This is a genomic window from Streptomyces sp. NPDC088194 (genome assembly GCF_040702025.1).
GTDB lineage: Bacteria > Actinomycetota > Actinomycetes > Streptomycetales > Streptomycetaceae > Actinacidiphila.
On the sequence record NZ_JBFBIV010000023.1, the window covers coordinates 24806 to 44951 of the forward strand.

The window sequence follows — 20146 nt, forward strand, 5'->3', positions numbered from 1 at the left end:
CCGGCCACCACCAGGGCCAGGGGGGCTATATAAATTCAATGGATTACCTTACGTCAATGCTTCCAACAGGTAAATTGCGTCGGCAACCGCTCGTTCGGCAGCCAGGGAGCTGTGTCTACACTCGTAGAAAGCGCGTTCTTGCTGGTGGCGGCCGGAGTGCCCTGATCGGCGAAGTGAAAGACTCTCCCTGGCCAGCCGGGCATGCTGTCGGCCAATAAGTACTTTTACAAAAGGAGGTAAGCGCATCGTGCAACGGCCCGCGGACATCGCTCTGACCGACCATCAGCTCGCTGAACTCGACGTTTGGGCGGAGGGGGGAGCGGAGCGTGCCGTCCGGGTCGGCATCGTGCGCGACGCGGCCGCGGGTGTCTCCGTGACGGAGAGCGCGCGCCGGCTGGGGGTGTCGCGCCCGACCGTGATGGCCTGGCGGCAGCGCTACGCGCAGAGCGGGCTGGCGGGCCTGGAACACCAGCCCCGCAGCGGCCGGCCGCACCGTATCGACGAGGCCGACGCGGTGGCCGCCACCCTCGCGGGGCCGCCCGCTCCGCTGCGGGAGTGGTCGGCACGGGCCCTGGCCGAACTCCTCGGCGTCTCGCACACCTCGCTCGGGAAGGTGTGGCAGCGCTGGGGCGCGCACCCGGGCACCCCCGAGGGGCCGTTGCACCTGCCCGCGCGGGGCCCGCTCAGCTGCCACCGGCCGGAGCTGCTGGGGGTGTGGGCGGCCGGGCAGGGCGCGGCGGGTCTGGCCGTCGCGGAGACGGACCGGCCCGAGCAACTCGACACGGTGCAGGCGGGCGGCGAGGAGCGGCGCCGGCGTTACGCGGCCATGACCGTGAGCCTGCGCCGGGCCCAGATGCGCGCCGAGGACGGCGCGGTGCGGCCCGGCACGCCTCCGCAACTCGCCGAGCTGGTACGGATGTTCCCCGGCCGTACCGTCCACGTGCTGCTCTGGGGCGACACCGCGGACGTGCAGCCGCTGCCGCCGGGCGTCGTACGCCACACCGCCTCGGCGTCGATGGGATGGGCCGCCACGGTGAGCGTGGTGGCCCAACTCGAGCTGCGCTACCAGCCGCACCGGGCCCGTGCGGCGCTCGACTCGCTCGCGGAGGCGACCCGCGTGCACGCGGGCGCGCCGGCCACCGAGCCGTTCCGGTGGTTCCGTTCGGGGAGCGCGGCCGAGGCGCCGCCGGCCAAGGCCACGCACCGCGCGTTCGACCAGTTCACGCTGGGCTCGTTCAACGAGAAGCTGGTGATCGAGGCGATCCGCGTGTCCGGGGCGCTGAGCCGGGTGGAGATCGCCGAACGCACCGGGCTCACCCCCCAGGCGGTGTCCCGGATCACCCGCAACCTGCTGACCACGGGCCTGCTCGCCGAGGACGAGCGGCGGATGGCGAGCAGGGGCAAGCCGCGGGTCCCGCTGCGGCTGCGCCCCGACGCGGCGTGCGCGATCGGCCTGCACGTGGACCCGGAGGTGATCACCCTGGTCCTGGTGGACCTGTGCGGGAACGTCCGCGACCGCCGCCAGTTGGCGCTGCCCCGGCCGAGCGCACCGGAGTGGTGCGTGGCCCGGATCGGGGACATGGCCCGCGCGGCCGTCGACACGGTCGGCGCGCTCGCGGAGAACCTGCTCGGCGTGGGTGTGGCGGCGCCCGGACCGCTCGACGTCAACGCCGGGATGCTGCTCGACCCGCCGCTGTTCGAGGGCTGGGACGAGGTGCCGCTGCGCGCCTGGCTCAGCCGTGAACTCGAACTGCCGGTCCTGCTGGAGAAGGACGCGACGGCGGCCACGGTGGGCGAGCGGTGGCTGGGCGCGGCCGAGAGTTCGGGCGACTTCGCCTACCTGTACCTGGGCGCCGGTGCGGGCAGCGGCGCGTTCCTCAACGGGGACGTCTTCCGCGGGGCCTCGGGCAACGCCGGCGAGTTCGGTGTGATGACGGCCTACGCGGCGGACCGGCTCACCCCGGACGGCGATCCCCGGATGGTGCCCGAGTGCGCGACCATGTCCGCGGTGGTCGCCGCGGCCGCCGAAGCCGGCCTGGCGCTGCCGCACACCGGCGCGCACGCGGCCGTGTGCGCGGCAGCGGCGGACGGCGACGAGCGGGCCGCGGAGGCGATCCGGCGAGTGGCCCGCGTGGTGGCCCGCGGCGCGGTCGCGATGACGGAGCTGTACGACATCGACCTCATCGTCGTCGGCGGCCCCGCGGTGCCGCCGCAGGTCGCGGAGCTCTACCTCACGGAGATCTCGGCGGCCGTGAACCGCCTGCCGGTCGCGCGGCGGGTACGCCAGGTGCGGGTGGTGTACTCGACGCTCGGCGACGCGGCGGCGGCCGTGGGAGCGGCGGCCGGCGTCTTCCACACCACGTTCGCACCGCGCCTGCACACCCACTCCGCGCAGCCCGGCCGCGGCCCGTCAGGAGCGTGAAGTACGGCGGAGTGCCCGGCCGGGCGGCCCCGGTGTGGCGCGGTCGTGGCGGCTGCTGCGCCGCGGCGGCACGCTGGTCTCCTACGGCCCCGCGGCCACGAAGGACAGCGGCGGCAACTCCCGACTGCCGGTTGCTGTAACTGTTCGCGCGCCTGACGCTGTGGAACTACCTGCCCAACGGCAAGAGCGCGCACTTCTACAACTTCTGGGCCGGGCGGCGCCGCCTGTCCGACTTCCGGCCCCGGCTGGGCGAGGACCTCACGCAGGTGCTGCGGCTGCTGGCCGACGGCGTCCTCGCGCCGCAGGTCGCCGCGCGCTTCCCGCTGTCCGGGGCCGCCTCGGCGCTGGCCCTCGCCGAGTCGCGCACCGTCGCCGGGAAGGTCGTCATCGTGCCCGACCCGAACGGGTCGTGAGCCGGGGCCGGCGGAGCGAACCGGAGCCGGGCGGGCGGGTCCGCGCCGGCTGGGCGCCGCGGCCCGTCCGCCCGGGCGTCCCCGTGCCGGGTCCCTTTGGGTCGGTCGGCTCCTCGTGGGCGTCAGGCTGCCGACGACCGCTTCTGCCTCCGGTAGTCGACGGCGGCGAGGTCGTCCTTGCCGTGCCCGGCCGCGACGGTCTGCTCCAGCCGGTCCCGCACCGCCTGGAACAGGGAACTGGGGACGTCGGCCGACGCCGCCAGGTCGATGTCCTTCAAGGCGAGCCGCACCCCGAACCCGGGCGCGTACGCCTCGTCGTCCATCGCGCTGATCTTCTGCAGTTCGTACGGCATCGCCAGCGGACCCGCCTCCAGCGCGCGGACCAGGGCCGCGTGGTCGACGCCGAGCGCGTCGCACAGCGCCAGGACGTCGCTCATGGCCACCGTCGAGGCGGCCATCCAGGCGTTGAGCGCGAGTTTGACGGCGCTGCCCTCGGCTCCCGTGCCCACGTGCAGCACGGACGAGCCGAGGTCGTCGAGGACGGGACGCGCCCGCGCGAGGACGTCCTCGGAGCCGGCGACGAGCCAGATCAGCGTGCCCTGCAGGGCGGGATCGGTGCTTCCCGAGACCGGCGCGTCGAGGTACGCGACACCGTGGTCGCGTGCCAGGCCGGCCAGGTCGGTGGCGCTGCTCGGCCCCACCGTGCTGGCCTGCACCCACACGGCGTCGTCGGCGAGCCGGGCGAAGGCGGCCGACATGACCTCCGCGACCGCCGGGCCGTCACGGAGCACGGTGAAGACGACGGACGCGCCGGCGACCGCGTCGCCCAGGTCCTCCACCGCCGTGACCCCCTCAGCGTGCTCCGCCGCCGCGCTCGCCTTCTCCGACGTGCGGTTCCACAGCCGTACCTCGTGCCCGGTCCGTCCGAGCCGCGTCGCCATCGCCGCGCCGAGCGCGCCGGCTCCCAGGACGGTGAGTGTCGTGCTCTGCGACATGGAAGGCTCCCTTGCCCGCGGATTCCCTTCCTGTCCATGCTCCTCCCGGACCCCGCGGACGTCCTGGCGAACGCCTGCGGCGCGGGTGCGGCGCGGGTGCGGCGGGGTGGTCCCGCCGCCGGCGGCACGGGGTGCCGGGAGCGGCCCCATGGCCGCGCGCCCGGCCATGGACCAGGCGCGGCCCGCGCCGAACCCGCACGACGGGCGCACCGTGCACGCCGTCGCCGCCCAGGCCGGCCCATCGGCGGTGCGGGACGCGGCCCCGGACACCGCGTCGCCCGAAGGCGATCCGACCGTGGGCCGGGGCGTTCCGCTGCGAGCGGGCCGCCGACGCCCCGGACCGGCTCCGGCAGGACCGGTACGCCGGCTGCTCGCCCGCTACCGCGCCGCACTGCGACCGCCCTGTCCTGCTCCGTACGGCCCCGGGCCGCCTCGGTGGCGAGCGGGGCCGCGGCTCAGGTGCGGAGGCCGCCGTCGACGCGCAGGACCGTGCCGGTCGCGAAGGAGGAGCGGTCGCTGAGCAGCCAGGCGGCGGCTCCTGCTCCGTACGGCCCCGGGCCGCCTCGGTGGCGAGCGGGGCCGCGGCTCAGGTGCGGAGGCCGCCGTCGACGCGCAGGACCGTGCCGGTCACGAAGGAGGAGCGGTCGCTGAGCAGCCACGCGGCGGCCTGGGCGATCTCGTCGGGCTCGGCCGGCCGGCGCAGCGGAGTGACGGACCTGGTGCGGTCCACGATGCCGGGGGAGTCCGCCTCCCACTCGCGGATCATCTCGGTCATGGTGGCGCCCGGGGCGACGGCGTTGACGCGGATGCCCTCCGGGCCGTAGGTGACGGCGGCCGACTCGGTGAGGCTGTTGACCGCCCGCTTCATCGCGCCGTAGGCCGGCAGCTCCGGGTTGCCCATCAGGCTGCCGACGGACGAGTTGTTGACGATGGCCCCCGTCCCGGCGCTGGCCCGGATGGCCTGGACCTCGGCGACCATGGCCAGCCAGACACCCTTGAGGTTCACCTCGTAGATGCGGTCGAAGTCGTCCTCCGGCAACTGGTCCATCGGGCCCGGGCGCTGGATCGCCGCGCCGTTGTTGAACGCGACGTCGAGCCGGCCGTAGAGGTCCACCGCGCGCGCCACGGCAGCCCGTACGCTCGCCGCGTCGGCGAGGTCGCACACCACGTACTGCGCGGTGCCGCCCGCCGCCCGGACCTCCTCGGTCACGGCCTTGAGCTGGTGCTCGGTACGGGCCGCCAGCAGCACGCGGGCGCCCTCGCGGGCGAAGAGCCGCGCCGCGGCGGCGCCGATGCCGCGCCCGGCGCCGCTGACGAAGGCGACCTTGCCGGCGAGCAGGCCCCGGTCCGCGGAGGCGGTGGCGGAAGCGGTGGCGGAAGTGGTGGTGGCGGCGGAGCCCTTGGATGTGTCGGTGGTGGGTGTGCCGTCGACGGGAGTGAGGTTGTCCATGGGAACGAGCCTGCGTCCGGCCGCGGAGCCGATCCAGGCACCGGCTGTACCTGGCTGCGCGGTGCGGGCCCGGCCCACACTGGGAGCATGGACCGACGAGAACTGGCCGACTTCCTGCGCAGCAGGCGCGAGCGGATCGGCCCGGCCGACGTGGGGCTGCCGGCCGGGCGGCGCCGGCGCACCCCCGGGCTGCGCCGCGAGGAGGTCGCGCAGCTGGCGTTCATCTCCACGGAGTACTACACACGCCTGGAGCAGGCCCGCGGCCCGTGGCCGTCGCGCGAGGTGCTGGCCGGGCTGGTCCGGGCCCTGCGGCTGTCGGACGCCGAGCGCGACCACCTCCACCACCTCGCCGGCGCGCCGCCGCAGCGGCCGGCCGGCCCCGCCCGCGAGGTGCGGCAGAGCATCCTCGACCTGCTGCGCCGGCTGCCGCAGGCCGCGGCGATCGTGACGTCCGCGACCTGCGAGGTCCTCGCCTGGAACGACCTCGCGGCGGCCTTGATGGAGGACTTCTCCGTGGTGCCGCGGCGCGACCGCAACCTCGTGCGCAGGTGCTTCCTCGGGCCGCACCCGCAGGGGCTGCGGCTGTACGGGGTGTCCGACGCGGACCTCTTCGCGCGCTCCTCGGCGCAGCGCATGCGCGCCACGGCCGCCCGCTACCCGGAGGACTCCGAAGTGGCCGAGCTGGTGGACGAACTCCTCGCCGGGAGCGAGGAGTTCCGCCGGCTGTGGGACTCCCACGACGTGTCCGTCGCCCCGACCCTGTGCAAGACGTTCCCGCACTCGCCGGTCGGCCCGGTCACCGTCGACTGCGACGTCCTCGACATCACCGACCGCGATCAGCAGGTGGTGATCTACACCGCCGCCCCCGGCTCGCCGTCCGAGGAGGCGCTCCGGCTGCTGTCGGTCATCGGCACGCAGCGCATGGACGTCCCGCGCTGACCTGGACCTCCGCCGTGGCCGCAGATCCGAATTGTCGTACCCTCCTGCTACATTGCGGCTCTGCTCGTCGCCGACCGCCCGCACTTCGCCGGCGTGACGCGGCGCCCGCACGCCGTACCGTCCTGGGGGGACTTCTTCATGAGCGTCGACCACCCGCCACCGCCGGCCGGGGGCCGGAATCCGTTCGGCGCGCCGGGCTACCACCGTCCGGAGGCCCCGGCCCGCTTCGTGCCGCCGCCCGGCGCGGGGGAACGCAACCACCTCGGCCTCGGCCTGGCGGTGGGCGTGCTCGTGGCGGTCGTGGCGGCGTTCGCCTACGGCGGGCTGCTGTGGGGGCTGACCGACCGTCACGGCAGCAGCGTCGAGTTCCACTTCGGCGCCTTCGTGATGGCCGCGCTGGTGGGGATCACCGTCGGCGAGGTCGGCGGGCGCGTCGTGGCGCTTCCCTTCGCGGCGGCGCTGCTCACGGCCGGCGCGGTGATCTTCGGGAGCCTGTTCGGCGCCGTGCTGATCGCCGGTGACACCGCGGCCGGACTCGGCCACAGCCTCTCGGTCACGGACGTCTTCTTCCACCACTTCGGCTCCCTGTGGAGGGCGTGGACGCACGACTTCGGCCTGGGACGGCTCTCCACCCTGTGCTGCTCCGCGCTCACCGCCTACGGGCTGGCCAGGTACTTCGGCGACAGATGAGCGCGGTGAGCCCAGCCGGGCCGAACGGGGAGGAGTGGCAGGCCGGGCCGGCGTGGACGAGGGAGCCGGCGGGCGGTGGGTGCTTCGCCGCCGCGTACGGGGCTTCGCGCTGCTCGGCCGGCCGCGGGATGCGGCGGGCGACCGACGAGACGGACCGGGGTCGATGATCAACCGGCCCGGGCCTGGGCGTATCGTCCGGTAAGGGCGTGCCACGCGGGCTCGTCGGCACGGTGGTTGGGGGTGGTTCGCGCCCAAGTGCGGCCGTACGCGACGGAATTCGGCCGATCCCGGGTCCAACCGGTTCCGCGTGGTGGAGGATGGCGCCTGGGACGGGAGCGCCGGACCGCCTCACCGGCCGGTCCGCGGGGCGTACGCACCGCACGGCCCGGCCGGGCGACCTGAGACCTTACGGAATCTTACGGAACCTTACGGAGACGACGCATGCCCACCTCGCGGCCCCCGCGGGACCCTGGCGCCGACGGCAGCCGGCCGGAGCCGGACGACGACGCCGCACCGGCGGTGGTGGTCCGCCGCGCGGTCGTGATGCCCTCGGTGCCCGACGGCCCCCCGCCGGCCGCACCCGCGCGGACCGCGACCGGCGGCGCCGCGGGGACGGCCGCCGCCGGGGAACCGCTCGGGTCCGTGCGGCCCGCCGCGGGCGGTTCCGGGCCCGGGGCCGGCGGTGCTTCCGGCAGCGCTTCCGGCGGTGCCTCCGGGCGGGGCCCGGAGGGCGGGCGGAGGTCGGCGGCCCGCTCGCTGCCGGTACTGATCACGGTGGGCGTGGTCGTGGCGATCGGCGCCACGCTCCCGTTCGCGGTCACCACCTGGCAGCACCACGGCGCGGCCCCCGCCGCGCAGACCCATGACATCCCGTCCGCCGACCCCCACGGCGACACCCCGCAGACGCTGCCGGCCCCGGCCACCGGCACCGCGTCGCCCACCGCGAAGGTGTCGCCCCACGCGTCGAAGAAGCCGCCCGCGCACCCGCACCGCGCCGCCGGCACCCCACACCCGGGAACGGCCGGCACGACCTCGGGGAAATCCGCGCCGAAGCATACGGCGACGCCGAAGTCGACGCCGAAGTCGACGCCGAAGAAGAAGGTGTCGACCGCGGCCGCTGCCCGCGCCCGCGCGAACGCCGCCTCCAGCGCGAGCAAGGTGCTCATCGACAACGTGACCACCCGCCTGTGCGCCGACGTACCCGGCTTCGGCAACGGCACGAGCGACGGACCGGTCAACCAGTACGACTGCGACGGCACCGACGGCGACAACCAGTTGTGGGACCTTCAGGTCGCGTACAAGAGCGGTGGCCCGCAGGGCGCCAGCCTGTTCGTGATCAGGAACCACAAGGACGGGCTGTGCATGGACCTGCCGAACTACGGCGCGGAGCCGGCCGGTACGAAGATCGAGGAGTTCGCCTGCAACCGGACGAAGGCCGACAACCAGCTCTGGTGGCTGGACCCGCGCCCGGACGGCACGTACTGGATTCGCGACTACAGCAGCGGCATGTGCGTCAACGTGCCCGGCGTCGGCACCGGCCGCGAGGACGCCCGGCTCGAACAGGACCCCTGCGACACCAGTCCGAAGGACGACTTCCGCTGGCGCTTCCGGTGAGCCCTGGCGAGCGGCACCTACCGGGTGTCTGACCGCGTCCGCACTTGACCTTGCCCGAAGGTGAAGGCCGACAGTGGCGGTGGGTCCAAGTCGGCGAGCCGGGCGTGAAGGGCTTCGACCGCACTTCGACCGCACCCCTGTCGAGAGGAGCCCGCACCATGGACGACACCGCACTTCTGGCGGAGCAGAGGGCCTACTACCGGGCCGGCGCGGCCGAGTACGACCGGCAGTACGCGACCTACGAAGCCCTGCGGGAGTTGCTGACGGTCGTCGACGAACTCCCGATCGCCGGGGACGTGTTGGAGCTGGCCTGCGGGACGGGCCGGTGGACCCCGGGCCTTGCCGCGCGGGCCCGTTCGGTGACGGCCGTCGACGCGTCAGCGGAAGTGCTGGCCCTGGCCCGGGCGCGCACCACCTCCCCCTCGGTCGAGTTCCTCCAGGCCGACCTGTTCACGTGGCGGCCGCCGCGACGCTACGACACGGTGTTCTTCGCCTTCTGGCTCTCCCACGTTCCGCCGGCGCGGCTGCCCGCCTTCTGGAACACCGTCGCCGCCGCGCTCGCGCCCGGTGGTCGGGCGGTCTTCGTCGACGACGGCCCCGCCGCGGCGGCGTACGAGGACGTCCTGCCGGACCAGCCGACCCCGGCGGCGCTGCGCCGGCTCGACGACGGCAGCCAGTACCGCATCGTGAAGGTCTTCCACGATGCCCGCTCCCTGACGGACGACCTCACCGCGCTGGGCTGGTCGGTCCAGGTCCGTACCCTCGACGGGAACATCGTCGGCGTCGCGGAACCGCCGCATGTCGACGACCGCGCCGCCGGCCGAGGTGACACGGGGGAGTGAGACGGGGAAGGGGCGGGCGCGGCCAAGGCCGCACCGCGGGGAGACCGGTGCCTGACGCTGGGGCACCGTCACGGTGAGAGGCCGGGATCGCCCGCCTCGTACAGGCGCATCACCGACGACCGGAACTGCTCGGCCGCGGCCGGCGCGTCCAGGCGGCCGGCGCGGATCTGCTGGTCGGCGGCGTGGCCGAGCGCGATCGTGGCGGCGACCAGCCAGCCGGTCCCCAGGCAGGTGGTGAACTCGCCGCTCTCGCGCCCGCGGCGGATCAGCGCCTCCAGGCGCTGCTCGACCGGCAGGTGGCGCGAGGCGTCCGCGTCCGGATCGCCGCCCGGCCGGCCGAGCGCCGTCTGCTCGGCCAGGAGCGTCCCGACGGCGCCCAGGAACCGGCCGAGTGCCGCGGTGGCGGTGCCCTCTTCGAGGTCGGCGGCCTCCAGCACCGCGAACGCCCGGCGGCCCAACTCGTCGCGCACCGCCGCAAGGAGCGCCTCGCGCGTGCCGAAGTGCACGTATGTGGTCTGCCGCGTCACACCGGCCTCGGACGCGATCTCGGACATGCTCGCGTCGGGACGCTCGGCAAGCACCCGGATCGCCGCCGACACCACGGCGGCACGGTTGCGCCCGACCTCCACCCGCTGACGGCGGCGCCTTATCTCTGACACGGTTGACAACCCTAACAGCCCTGCCAAGGATGACAGTCATGTCAGAGACAACCGAACGGGCGGCACGCCGCCTCCTGATCGACTACACCCGCGACATCGCCCTGTCCGACGAGGACCCCGCGCTGATCGTGGATCGCACCCTGACCGGCGACGCGGTCTGGGTCACCGACGGCACGGAGCTCACCCGCGAGCAGTTGGTCGCGCACGCGGCGCCGGCCCGCAAGAACGTCACCGCCACGCGGATGCGGATCGACGAACTCCTCGTCGACGGGCGGCGGTTCGCCGCACGCTGCCGCCTCAGCGCCGAACACCGCAAGCTCGGGACCGTGGTGATGGAGTGGATGCTGATCGGCGAGGTCGCCGACGACGGAAGGGTGCGGCGCGTCCGTCAACTGGGCCGGCCGGCGGCGTAGCGCGGGGTCGGCCCCGAGGCGTGAGGAGGCGCGGGGCGGCTACACCTCCTGGGCCACGGTGAGCACGATCTTGCCCTGGATGTGTCCTCGCGCGGCGCGCTCGTGCGCGGCCCGCGCGTCCGCCAGCGGGAACGTGCTGTCGATCGCGACGCGGACCGTGCCCGCGTCCAGCAGGCCCCCCAGTTCGGCGAGTTGCGCGCCGTTCGAGCGGACCTGGGTGAGGGAGACCGTGACCCCCAGCTTCGCGGTCTCCTCGTCGTCGAAGTCCCCGGGGAACACGGGGAACTGGGCGCCGCCGCGCTTGAGCGTGCGCAGGAGGCGCCTGCTGTCGGGGCCGCCCACGGTGTCGAGGACGAGGTCGACGCCGTGCACGAGTTCCTCGGGGCGGCTCCTGGTGTAGTCGATGAACCGGTCGGCACCGAGTTCGGCCAGGAACGCCTCGTGCGCGCCGGAGGCCACCGCGATGACGTGGGCGCCCTTCGCCTTCGCCAGTTGCACCGCGAAGTGGCCCACGCCGCCGGCGGCGCCGTTGACGAGCACTGTCGTGCCGGCGCCGAGGGGGACCGGGCGATGCGGCACCGGCTGGAAGGGCGAGGGGCGGTCGTGGCCGAGTGCGATCAGGAACTGCCACGCGGTGAGTCCGGCCATCGGCGCCCCGGCGGCGTGCACGTGGTCGACGCCGGCCGGCTTGCGGGCGAGGTCCGAGGCGGGCGCGGCCACGTACTCGGCGTAGGCGCTGCCGTCGAAGCCGGGAAAGCGCAGCAGGCCGAAGACCTCGTCGCCGACGGCGAGGCCGTCCACGTCGGCGGCGACGGCCTCGACGACGCCCGACACGTCCGTGCCCGGAGTCACCGGCAGGCTGACCGTCGATTCCGGTTCCCCGGGGATCGTGGTCAGCCCGCCGCGCAGGTACCAGTCCGGCGGGTTGACGCCGGCCGCGTGCACGCGGACCAGCACCTCGCCCGGGCCCGGCACGGGAATCGGCACCTCGTCGTAGCGCAGTACCTCGGGGCCGCCGTGCTCGTGGAGCCGGACCGCCCTCATCGTGTGTGTCGGCATCGTTCTCTCCTGCTCGCGCTGCGGGCTACGCTGAATCGGATCGGCGATCCACATAAGTGGACCACTGATCCGAATATATGGACCACTGATCCGGATAGTCAAGGGGACCGATGCGGGCGGACGCCAGGAAGAACCGTGACCACGTGCTCGCCGTCGCGGGCACCGTCATCTCCGAGCAGGGCGTCGACGCCTCGCTGCGCGACATCGCCCGCAGGGCCGACGTGGGGCTCGCCACGCTGCTGCGGCACTTCCCGACCCGCGAGGCGCTGCTCGACGCCCTGCTCCGCACGAGTTTCGACGAACTGACGGCGAAGGCGGGCGAGTTCGAGACATCGAGCGCGCCCGAGGACGCCCTCGTCACGTGGCTGAGCGACTGCGTCGTATGGGCGACCGAGTACCGGGGCGTGACCGAGCTGATGGCAGCCGCCATCGAGGACACCGAGTCCGCGCTCCACGCCTCCTGCGTCACCCTGCGCGCGGCCGGTGCGCGGCTCCTCACCCGTGCTCAGGCCGCGGGCACGGCGCGGAGCGACATCGACGGCGCCGACCTGTTCGCGCTGATCGCCATGCTCGCCTGGCTCGGTGACCAGCCCTCGCTCGCGCCCCGCGCCGATCGTCTCTTCGACGTGGTCGCGGGGGCGATCCTGACGGGTGGGCGCCTCGGCGAAGCGACCGAGGGGGAAGGCCGCGCCCGGGGCCGCGGCTGACTGCTTCACCCGCGGGTTCGGCCGTGCGCGACACGACGCCGGGTTCGCCGGGGGAGGGGCGGGCGGTCGGCCCGATGGTCGGGCCGAGCGCCGGGCCGGGCTCAGGCGTGAGAAACGTCGAACCCGGTGCTGACGCGGCGATGCTCACGAGGGCGCCGCAGTTCGCCGCCGCGAGGGCCAGCCGGTATCACGGCACGTTCCAACCGAGCACGACCGGCAGCCCGTGCTCGTGACCCAGCGTGTTGATCGTGCCCGGATGCGGGTGCCCGAACTGCCGCCCGGCCGACGCGTCAAGCCTGAGCCAGCGCGCGGTGAGGATGCGGGACAGGTGGCCGTGCGCGACGACGGCCACGTCGCCCTGGTCCAGCAGCGGCCGGACCCGGCCGAGGAAGGCATCGACCCGCACCGTCACCTGCCCGAGGTCTTCTCCGCCGTCGACGCCGTCGCGCCACAGCTCCCAGCCGGGCCTGAACTCCTGGATCTGCTCGGCGGTCAGCCCCTCGTAGCGACCGTAGTCCCATTCGATCAGGTCGGTGTCGGGCTTCGCGCTGCTCAGTCCGGCCAGTTCGGCGGTCCGAACCGCGCGGGTCAGCGGGCTGGTGTGGACGGCGGCGAACTCCCGATCGGCCAGCCGGGGCGCGAGCGCACGAGCCGATTCCTCGCCCGCCTCGGTCAGTGGCAGGTCGGTACGGCCGGCATGCTGCCCGGTCCGGCTCCACGCGGTCTCGCCGTGCCTGATCAATACCAACTGGCCCATGGCCGAGGACCGTATCTCACCGCGAAAACAGGGTGAACATCGCCTGATGTGGCGTCGGCTGGTGTGAAGGAGGCGCCGACGGCGTCCAGGTCGCCGAGCGGGGTGCCGGCGCCGCGGTGATCGGCCTCGTCACCGCCGCTGCGGTCACCCCGGCCACGGGCCCGGTCGGCGGCCGACCGAGGATCGGTACCAGGGCTCTCCTCGGCGGCCGTTCGGCGTCACTCCCAGCCCGCGGGGCCCGAGCAGCGTGCCGGCCAGCGCCGGACCCGGCCCCTGCTGCCGGACGGCACGCCCTCGTCCAGTGCCTCGGTGAGGGCGAGCAGCGCGGCCCGGTCCTGCTCGGCCGCCGCGCCCGAGCCCGCGCCGCTCGTCACGTCCCGCAGCAGCACCACGCCGGACCCGCGTACCTCGCGCACGTCCAGGACGCGGAAGGTCGTGCCCGGTGCGAAGACGACCTCGTCCGCGGACTCCGCGGCGCCGCCGGTGCGGGGCTGGGCGCCACCGCGCTCCAGGCGGACCCGTCGCCCGTTCTCGGACCAGACGGCGTACCGGGTGGTCGCGGAGGGGCCGCGCAGGTTCGCGGTCAACGCGCTGACCGGGCCGGGCGCGCGCAGCAGCCGGCCGGGTACGGTCCGCTCGGGCGCCAGCGCGTCACCGCTCCTGAACGCGGGGCCCCGGTACGGCACCATGCGACCCAGGCCCGACGCGAGGCACGCGGCGTAGGGCAGCACGCGAGGGTCGCCCGCGCGCAGGGCGGCGCCGAGCGCGAGGTGGCCGAGCGGGCCGTCCCCCGTGGTGAGGTACAGGTGAACGGCCAGCACGTCGACGGGATGCGGCGCCCACTCGCCCATCTCCTCGGTGGCCGCCCGGCCCAGCATCCGCTCGACGGCCTCCTCCTGCCCGCGCCAGACCTCGTCCGGCACCAGCGCCCGGAACGCCTCGCGCTGGGCGGCGGAACTGCGGTGGCCCAGCCCGAACGACGGTGTCAGCACCGGCCGTCGCACCATGGGCGGTACGGCTGCGGGGGGTACGGGCGCAGGCGGTGCGGCCTGCGGCGGTACGGGTCCTGGCGGTATGAGTGCCGGGGGAGCCGTGCCGGCCGGCGGCCGCGGCGGTATGGGCCCGGGCGCCGTGGGCGGCTCGACGGCCTTGCTGCGTACGGCACTTCGGGCGTCGGATGCGGGTGCGGGCGCAGGGGCCGGCACGGGTGCGGGTGCGGGTGCGGGTGCGGCCGCAGGCGGGGGCACCGGCGCGCTCACCGGTGCTGGTGCCGGAACTGGAACCGGCGCCGGCCCTGCCTGACCGGCGCCCGACGGCCGGGGCAGCGCGGGGCGGGCGGGCAGCCGCGGCCCGGGCTGCTGGCGGGTTCCACCGGGCGCAGGGACCGCCGGTGCCGCCGGGAGCGGGTGGGGCCGGGCCGGGGGAGCCGGGCGGCGGGCGGCGGGCTGGGGCGGCTTGGTCCGCAGCCGCTTGACGCCGTGCTCGGACAGCACCCGGCTCAACTCGCGCGCCTGCTCCGTGCCGCAGTCGCCGTAGAGGTGGAGCACCGCGCGTTCGCGTACCTCCGGGCTGAGCGCGGCCAGCAGTGTACGGAGGGCGGGCAGCGCGGAGGAGCCCAACGGGCGGCCCGGCGTGCCCAGTTCGATCGCGGGCGCGTCCGCGTCGACCGGGCGCTCGGCGAGTGCGATCGGCATGCCGCTCACCCGGGTCACGCGCAGCCCGGACCGGGTCACCGCGACCTGCCAGGACTCGGAGAGCCGCAGCACCCCGGTCCGCGCCGAACCGACGCCCCTGAGCGGGGGCTGCCAGCGCAGCAGCAGCGGCGGTACGGGTGGGCCGTCGAGCTGCGGGCGGCACACGACCGACTCCACGAAGGGGCGCCAGGCCGGGGTGCCGTCCCGCCCGATCAGTACGGTGCGCACCTGGTGCGTGTCGCCGTCGGGCGACAGGCCGTCGGTCATCAGCGGCGCGCCGGTCAGCACCTCCACCTCGATGCGGAACGTGTCCGCGGCCAGCTGTCCGGCCGCGAGCAGGTCGCTGTTGCCGCCCGGGGCGAGCCGGATCGCCGAGCGTATCGGCGGCGGCAGCAGCGTCAGGGCGCCGACCACGTCGTGCGGGGTCAGCTCGACCTCGTCGCCGGGCGCGCCCACCAGCACCACCGGCCGGTCCGGGCCGACCGGGACGGCGAACGCCAGGTCGCCGGGAAGCGGAGCGGGTTCGTCGAGCGGGCGCAGCGCCACGCCCGCCGGAATCCGGTGGATCGCGGTCTCCCCGGTCGCGGTCCCCGACAGCCGGTCCAGGTCCGCCTGCCACGACGGCGCGGGCAACTGCCGTCCCAGCGGCTCGGGTTCGCCCTCGGGGGCGAACCGCCACCAGCCGCGGTTCTGGCCGGCCCCGGCGCCGCCCCCGGTCTCCTCAGGGTCCTCCGGGCGCCGCGGCACGAACAGCGAGCCGCCCGGCACCAGCAGCGCGGCCCCGTCGGGCGCGACCACGCGCACACCCCACCGTTCGACGATCCTGCGTGCGACCGCGGGCCGGTCCGCGCGGGCGGTGGCGGCGTGCGACAGCACCAGCAGCACCTCGCGGAACGAGCCCGGCCGCTGCCCGTCGAGCACTTCCTCCAGGCCCGACCACGCCCGTTCGCTCTCGGTGCCGACCACGACGGTGACCGTGGTGCCGTCCTGCGCGGCCATGGCATAGCCGAGTTCGGCGATCGACATCGGGTCAGGCGCGGGCTCGCCCACCGTACGCACCACGTGGACGCCGTCGATCTCCTCGACGTGGATGGCGTCCGGGTCCACCGCGTCCACGGAGCCGGGCCCCGCGCCCGCCGCCCCGCCCACCGCCTCGGCACCCTCCGCGTCCCGCCGTCCGCCGTCCGCCCCACGGCGCGGACGCGTGCCGATCCACCGTCTCACCAACCGTCACCGCATCCTGCTCGCCGATATGTACCCATGAACGCGACCATCGCGTGATTCCGCACAATAACGCAGGTGTATGACTTCCCCTCGACACCGGTGTCACACCCGCCGCAGCCGTCCGAGATCCCCTACGGACAGGGTAGTTGCGACCGCCTCCCCGCCGACCGCCCGACGGGGAGGTGTGCCGCCGTGCGCGGGCCCTCGCCGAGCGGCACCCGGGCGGCGTGACCGGGTGGACGTCTGGCGCGACGGCACCCGGTCACGCGCGTGCGCGCGTCCTCAGAGCTCCGCCGTGGGGGAGTCCAGGCCGTGGACGCGGGTGCCCAGGATGCGGCGGGAGACCTCCGCCTCCATGGCCGGGGCGAACGCGTCGAACGGGTCGGACGCGGCGCCGTGCGGGGTGTGTTGCGGCGGCGTGCGGAGGGCCGCGGCGCGTTCCGCGTCGGCCGTGAGGAGGTCCGTGTTGATCGCGGCCGCGGCGCCGACTCCCGCGGCGGCGGCCGCCGGGACACCCGCGAGCAGGTCGCTGACGTTGCCCGCCGCCCAGATGCCCGCGACTCCGGTGAACCCGCCCGCGTCCACGGCGAGTTGCTTGCCCACGCCCCGGGGATGGTCCCGTAGCGGCAGGTCCAGGCCGTCGAGGAAGCCGGCGCGCGCGGCGAAGTAGGGGGCGACCACCAGGTGGTGGACGGGCACGACCGTGCCGGACCCGAGCAGGACTCCGGCGAGGCGGTCCCGGTCGTCGATCCGCAGACCGGTCACCGGGCCGTCCACCACCGCGACGCCCAGGCCAGCCAGTTGCTCCCACTGCTGGTCGGTGAGTTCGGGGCCGCCGTTCGGGAAGAGCGTGACGTCGTCCGACATCTGACGGAACATCAGGGCCTGGTGGAAGCTGCCCAGCACGCCGATCTTGGTGTCGCGGACCTCCCAGCCGTGGCAGTACACGCAGTGATGGACGTCACGCCCCCACCGCTTCGACAGCCCCGGCACGTCCGGGAGTTCGTCGACCAGACCCGTGGCCACCAGCAACCGCCGCGCGCGCACCTCCCGCACCTCCCGCGCGTCCTGCGTGATCACGCCGAAAACGTCGTCGCGCCGCTCGATCCGGCTGACGCGCCCCGCGACGACCCGGCCACCGTAGGAGGCGACCTCCTCGCGGCCGAGGCGCAGCAGTTCCAGCGGGGAGATCCCCTCACGCCCGAGCAGACCGTGCACCCCCACCTCTTCCGCCGGGGCGTTGCGCGGCTCGCCCGCGTCGATCACCAGCACCGACCGGCGCACCCTGGCCAGGTTCAACGCGGCCGACAGCCCGGCCGTCCCACCCCCGATCACCACGACGTCCCAGGTCGTCCCGTCCACACGCGCCATCTCTCGCTCGCTCATGCCCCCACCCTGCGCGCACCGCGGTCACATGAGCAAAGGCGTGTGCCGTTCCGGCAAAACGGGGTACCGGCCCGCCCGCGATGACGGCCTGGCGTCGGCGCTCGTCCTGGTCGGTGGTTCCGGGCGCCGTTCACCACGTCCTTCCGGTGCCGGGAAACCACCGCGCCTACGTCCTGATCTGCGGTCTCCTGCCTGCCGCGAAGGCCACCAACTGTGCGACCGACTCCCGCTCCTCCGCCAAGGAGTCCGTGCCCTCCTCACCGGACCACTGCTCCCACAACCCGCCTGGAGCGAGAAGCGGCTGTGCACGGCTGGTGCCGAGCACGCCGTCGAGGAACAGGAGCGCCCCCATGGCCCGCCGCCGGCAGTGCCGGTGATGGTCCTCGTCCACGGGGCGTGGAACGAGAAGCGCCTGGTCCAGATAGCGACGCAGCAGTTCGGCATCCTGCTCTGTGCCCAGTCGGGCCAACGCCGTGCAGTAGTCCCAGCCGTACCCGCACGCGGTACCGCTGTGCAGGTCCCGGGCGATTCGGTCGCGGAGGTCGGCACGCCGTCCGACCGCGATGAGCCACGAGGCGGCCGACCGCTCGCGCCAGCCTCCCGTGTCCAGAAGCGTCGTCAGATCTTGGGTGCCGGCCCTGCGCGCGGACCAGCGCAGCCGGTACTGGAAGAGCCGCTGCCGGGGTCGCGGCCAGAACAGCACCCCGCCGCGCAGGTGCAGGCAACGACCGCCGTGGCCGACGTAGCGCCGGATCAATCGATGCCGGTAGCGGTCCTCAGGGCTGCCGAACCTCCCGCGCGGGAAAGTCGCCGCGTAGTCCCGCAGACCGCCGAGGTCCACTCGGACCATCCACGCCGCCGCACGCAGACGCGACCTGTACCCCGCATTGCCCTTGGCCACAACGCCCCCTACCGGTTGCCGACCACCACGGTGCCCCACACCATCGAACAACACCCCATGGCAGACCATCGCGGGATGCCGCGCGGTCTCTCGCTGGGGCGGCCACCCGAGCATCGAGCAGGATGCGGCGGGCCCGCGTGCGGAAGGATGCCATCAGGCCGGCCAGGACACGACGCAGATCCGGTGCGGCCTGGATGACCGTGCGGCCTGGACGACCGTGGAGCCGGTATCCCGCGTCCGGGGCCGTGCCGAATACCTCATGGCCGTCGGCCGGGTGTGGTTCGCTGCTGGGGTGACTCAGGACTTGGAGATCGTCGCATTCGAATCCGCCGAGGCGTTCCAGGCATGGCTCGGCGAGAACCACGCGGTCTCGCCCGGCATCTGGCTCAAGCTCCGCAAGAAGGGGACCGGAACCGCCGCGCTGGACTACACCCAGGCGCTCGACGTGGCCCTCTGCCACGGCTGGATCGACGGCCAGAAGGCGAAGTTCGACGACCAGTGGTGGCTCCAGCGGTTCACTCCGCGCAAGCCGCGCAGCAAGTGGTCCAAGGCCAACCGGGACAAGGTGGCCGCCCTGATCGAGCAGGACCGGATGCGTCCACCGGGACAGGCCGAGGTCGACCGCGCCAAGGCAGACGGCCGCTGGGAAGCGGCCTACGACGGCGCGAGGACCGCCACGGTGCCGGACGACCTCGCGGCAGCCCTGGCCGCCGACCCGGCCGCGGCGGAGTTCTTCGAGACACTGGACCGGCAGAACCGCTACGCGATCCTCTACCGGATTCACGACGCCAAGAAGGCCGAGACCCGGGCGCGCCGGATCGAAAAGTACGTGGCGATGCTGGCGAAGGGCGAGAAGCTGCACCCGTAGTCCGGATTAGTCCGGAGCGGATCGGCTGCGGACACCCCGGCGCCGAGATCGCCCTGTGGAACCCCGAACGTGCCTGGTCGAGTGACGAGGCATTGACCGTCCTCGCCGCTGCCCTGGGTCACTCGGCGCAGCAGGTCCCGGCTCGCGTCTGACGTCCGCAAAGGCCCGCCGGGCATCACGCGTTCAAGCTCAGGGGTGGGCGCTCGCGGGGGAGGTGTCGCGGGGGAGCGGGGCGGAATCCCGGGTCGCGGGGGCACCGAAGCGGGCCAGGTAGTGCCACACCTTCTTCAGGTCCTGCGGGTCGTGCGTGCCGGTGGCGACTGCCGCCGCGATGATCGCGGGGTCGAGTTGCCCGTCGACGGCGATCCGGGTGCCCAGCTCCACGAACCGCGGCCCCCGGTAGTCGGGATGGCGCCGCAACTCCGCGACGGAGAGCCGGAATCCGGCGTGCCACTCCAGCGGGCAGGGCAGCGCCCGGGCCTGCTCCTCGACCGCGGTGTTCCGGTGGCAGGCGTCGAGGACGAGGGCTTCGACGTCCCGCTCCAGCAGGACGGGACCGTGCACCTGGGCCTCGACGTAGTCGTCGAGCGCGTCCTTGTCGTCCGCCTCGGCGAGCGCGACCAGCGCCATGCGGCCCGCGACGCCGAAGTCGGAGGGCTCGCAGAAGCTGTCCGGGTAGCAGAACGTGGTCCGGGCGACGGCGCCCGCGGTCAGCCGGAAGTGCGCCGAACCGAACCGCGGCGCCCCGCCGGTGGAGCGGCGGCGGAAGTCGAGTGCCCCGTACACCGGCCGCTGCTCGGGCGGCGCGTCGTCGTACGCCCCGCCGAAGATCCGGCTCTCCCAGCGCCAGCGGTCGCCGCCCGGACGCGCGGTCAGGCCGCCGTTGCTGGTGCCGGTCACGAACTGGGAGCGGTACACGCCGTCGGCGGCCAGCCGGGCCAGGATCGGCAGGCCGTCGTGCGCCCGGTCCGGGTGGAAGTTGAGCGTCACCCGCAGCCGCGGGTCGACCGGGGCGCCGGTCGAGCGCTCCTCGACGTGCCGCAGCGCCCGCTGCGCGGGAGTGGGCGGCGGGTCGCTGATCGTCATCCCCGTAGTCTGCCGGGCCGGCCGCCG

General features: G+C 74.5%; 18 protein-coding genes and 1 pseudogene. 9 read left to right on the forward strand and 10 right to left on the reverse strand.

Annotated elements, in window-relative coordinates:
* Positions 1-247 precede the first annotated feature (247 nt).
* Entirely contained in the window at positions 248-2422 is a 2175-nt protein-coding gene (locus AB0399_RS15075; protein WP_366411554.1) for an ROK family protein, read from the forward strand.
* A 266-nt stretch (positions 2423-2688) separates the two neighbouring features.
* The gene (locus AB0399_RS15080) at positions 2689-2835 is read left to right on the forward strand and encodes a zinc-binding dehydrogenase (protein ID WP_366411555.1); all 147 of its coding nucleotides are present in this window, start codon (positions 2689-2691) and stop codon (positions 2833-2835) included.
* Positions 2836-2957: 122 nt separating this feature from the next.
* On the opposite strand, the gene AB0399_RS15085 is transcribed toward AB0399_RS15080, so the two are convergent.
* The 3 genes and pseudogenes from AB0399_RS15085 to AB0399_RS15095 all read right to left on the reverse strand — a co-directional run bounded on the left by AB0399_RS15085 (position 2958) and on the right by AB0399_RS15095 (position 5280).
* Entirely contained in the window at positions 2958-3998 is a 1041-nt protein-coding gene (locus tag AB0399_RS15085) for an NAD(P)-dependent oxidoreductase (RefSeq protein WP_366411616.1), read from the reverse strand.
* Positions 3999-4285: 287 nt separating this feature from the next.
* A pseudogene (locus AB0399_RS15090) lies at positions 4286-4372 on the reverse strand (SDR family oxidoreductase); the annotation flags it as partial.
* A gap of 44 nt (positions 4373-4416) precedes the next feature.
* On the reverse strand, positions 4417-5280 hold the full coding sequence (locus tag AB0399_RS15095; protein ID WP_366411556.1) for a glucose 1-dehydrogenase: 864 nt from the start codon (positions 5278-5280) through the stop codon (positions 4417-4419).
* Positions 5281-5367: 87 nt separating this feature from the next.
* Here AB0399_RS15095 and AB0399_RS15100 point away from each other — a divergent pair, with 87 nt between their 5' ends.
* From AB0399_RS15100 to AB0399_RS15115, 4 genes are all read left to right on the forward strand, one after another.
* Positions 5368-6219, forward strand: coding sequence for a helix-turn-helix transcriptional regulator (locus tag AB0399_RS15100; protein WP_366411557.1), 852 nt, complete (start codon positions 5368-5370; stop codon positions 6217-6219).
* A 138-nt stretch (positions 6220-6357) separates the two neighbouring features.
* Positions 6358-6909: a hypothetical protein gene (locus AB0399_RS15105; RefSeq protein WP_366411558.1), complete on the forward strand. Its 552-nt coding sequence runs from the start codon at positions 6358-6360 to the stop codon at positions 6907-6909.
* A 441-nt stretch (positions 6910-7350) separates the two neighbouring features.
* On the forward strand, positions 7351-8523 hold the full coding sequence (locus AB0399_RS15110; RefSeq protein WP_366411559.1) for an RICIN domain-containing protein: 1173 nt from the start codon (positions 7351-7353) through the stop codon (positions 8521-8523).
* 158 nt (positions 8524-8681) lie between these two features.
* Positions 8682-9365 carry a class I SAM-dependent methyltransferase gene (locus AB0399_RS15115; protein ID WP_366411560.1) on the forward strand — a complete coding sequence of 228 codons (684 nt, stop codon included), beginning with the start codon at positions 8682-8684 and terminating at the stop codon, positions 9363-9365.
* Positions 9366-9433: 68 nt separating this feature from the next.
* Here the strand turns inward: AB0399_RS15115 and AB0399_RS15120 are convergent, their stop codons facing one another.
* Positions 9434-10024 carry a helix-turn-helix domain-containing protein gene (locus AB0399_RS15120; protein ID WP_366411561.1) on the reverse strand — a complete coding sequence of 197 codons (591 nt, stop codon included), beginning with the start codon at positions 10022-10024 and terminating at the stop codon, positions 9434-9436.
* A 38-nt stretch (positions 10025-10062) separates the two neighbouring features.
* Between AB0399_RS15120 and AB0399_RS15125 the strand changes: the two genes are divergently transcribed.
* Entirely contained in the window at positions 10063-10437 is a 375-nt protein-coding gene (locus AB0399_RS15125) for a nuclear transport factor 2 family protein (protein WP_329373242.1), read from the forward strand.
* Between the two features lie 39 nt (positions 10438-10476).
* Here the strand turns inward: AB0399_RS15125 and AB0399_RS15130 are convergent, their stop codons facing one another.
* The gene (locus AB0399_RS15130; protein WP_366411562.1) at positions 10477-11496 is read right to left on the reverse strand and encodes an NADP-dependent oxidoreductase; all 1020 of its coding nucleotides are present in this window, start codon (positions 11494-11496) and stop codon (positions 10477-10479) included.
* A gap of 110 nt (positions 11497-11606) precedes the next feature.
* On the opposite strand from AB0399_RS15130, the gene AB0399_RS15135 reads away from it, so the two are divergent.
* Complete coding sequence (locus AB0399_RS15135) at positions 11607-12203, forward strand: TetR/AcrR family transcriptional regulator (protein WP_366411563.1); 597 nt, start codon at positions 11607-11609, stop codon at positions 12201-12203.
* Between the two features lie 187 nt (positions 12204-12390).
* Here AB0399_RS15135 and AB0399_RS15140 read toward each other — a convergent pair whose 3' ends face one another.
* The 4 genes from AB0399_RS15140 to AB0399_RS15155 form a co-directional block, all read right to left on the reverse strand.
* Positions 12391-12960, reverse strand: a complete 570-nt coding sequence (locus AB0399_RS15140) for a histidine phosphatase family protein (protein WP_366411564.1) — start codon at positions 12958-12960, stop codon at positions 12391-12393.
* A 218-nt stretch (positions 12961-13178) separates the two neighbouring features.
* Positions 13179-15803 carry a hypothetical protein gene (locus tag AB0399_RS15145; protein ID WP_366411565.1) on the reverse strand — a complete coding sequence of 875 codons (2625 nt, stop codon included), beginning with the start codon at positions 15801-15803 and terminating at the stop codon, positions 13179-13181.
* A 357-nt stretch (positions 15804-16160) separates the two neighbouring features.
* Entirely contained in the window at positions 16161-17264 is a 1104-nt protein-coding gene (locus AB0399_RS15150) for an NAD(P)/FAD-dependent oxidoreductase (protein WP_366411566.1), read from the reverse strand.
* Between the two features lie 166 nt (positions 17265-17430).
* A complete protein-coding gene (locus AB0399_RS15155) occupies positions 17431-18114 on the reverse strand; it encodes a DUF6000 family protein (protein WP_366411567.1) in 684 nt (227 codons plus the stop codon).
* Positions 18115-18424: 310 nt separating this feature from the next.
* On the opposite strand from AB0399_RS15155, the gene AB0399_RS15160 reads away from it, so the two are divergent.
* Complete coding sequence (locus AB0399_RS15160) at positions 18425-19033, forward strand: YdeI/OmpD-associated family protein (RefSeq protein WP_329373257.1); 609 nt, start codon at positions 18425-18427, stop codon at positions 19031-19033.
* Between the two features lie 189 nt (positions 19034-19222).
* Here the strand turns inward: AB0399_RS15160 and AB0399_RS15165 are convergent, their stop codons facing one another.
* Positions 19223-20119 carry a DUF3626 domain-containing protein gene (locus AB0399_RS15165; RefSeq protein ID WP_329373260.1) on the reverse strand — a complete coding sequence of 299 codons (897 nt, stop codon included), beginning with the start codon at positions 20117-20119 and terminating at the stop codon, positions 19223-19225.
* Between the last annotated feature and the right edge of the window lie 27 nt (positions 20120-20146).

Bases quoted from the DNA above. Each gene is read 5' to 3' on its own strand.
- AB0399_RS15160 (WP_329373257.1), top strand. From the start codon at position 18,425: ATGGCCGTCGGCCGGGTGTGGTTCGCTGCTGGGGTGACTCAGGACTTG.
- AB0399_RS15105 (WP_366411558.1), top strand. From the start codon at position 6,358: ATGAGCGTCGACCACCCGCCACCGCCGGCCGGGGGCCGGAATCCGTTC.
- AB0399_RS15155 (WP_366411567.1), bottom strand. From the start codon at position 18,114: ATGGTCCGAGTGGACCTCGGCGGTCTGCGGGACTACGCGGCGACTTTC.
- AB0399_RS15125 (WP_329373242.1), top strand. From the start codon at position 10,063: ATGTCAGAGACAACCGAACGGGCGGCACGCCGCCTCCTGATCGACTAC.
- AB0399_RS15085 (WP_366411616.1), bottom strand. From the start codon at position 3,998: ATGGCCGGGCGCGCGGCCATGGGGCCGCTCCCGGCACCCCGTGCCGCC.
- AB0399_RS15135 (WP_366411563.1), top strand. From the start codon at position 11,607: ATGCGGGCGGACGCCAGGAAGAACCGTGACCACGTGCTCGCCGTCGCG.
- AB0399_RS15130 (WP_366411562.1), bottom strand. From the start codon at position 11,496: ATGCCGACACACACGATGAGGGCGGTCCGGCTCCACGAGCACGGCGGC.
- AB0399_RS15110 (WP_366411559.1), top strand. From the start codon at position 7,351: ATGCCCACCTCGCGGCCCCCGCGGGACCCTGGCGCCGACGGCAGCCGG.
- AB0399_RS15095 (WP_366411556.1), bottom strand. From the start codon at position 5,280: ATGGACAACCTCACTCCCGTCGACGGCACACCCACCACCGACACATCC.
- AB0399_RS15140 (WP_366411564.1), bottom strand. From the start codon at position 12,960: ATGGGCCAGTTGGTATTGATCAGGCACGGCGAGACCGCGTGGAGCCGG.
- AB0399_RS15115 (WP_366411560.1), top strand. From the start codon at position 8,682: ATGGACGACACCGCACTTCTGGCGGAGCAGAGGGCCTACTACCGGGCC.
- AB0399_RS15150 (WP_366411566.1), bottom strand. From the start codon at position 17,264: ATGAGCGAGCGAGAGATGGCGCGTGTGGACGGGACGACCTGGGACGTC.
- AB0399_RS15165 (WP_329373260.1), bottom strand. From the start codon at position 20,119: ATGACGATCAGCGACCCGCCGCCCACTCCCGCGCAGCGGGCGCTGCGG.
- AB0399_RS15100 (WP_366411557.1), top strand. From the start codon at position 5,368: ATGGACCGACGAGAACTGGCCGACTTCCTGCGCAGCAGGCGCGAGCGG.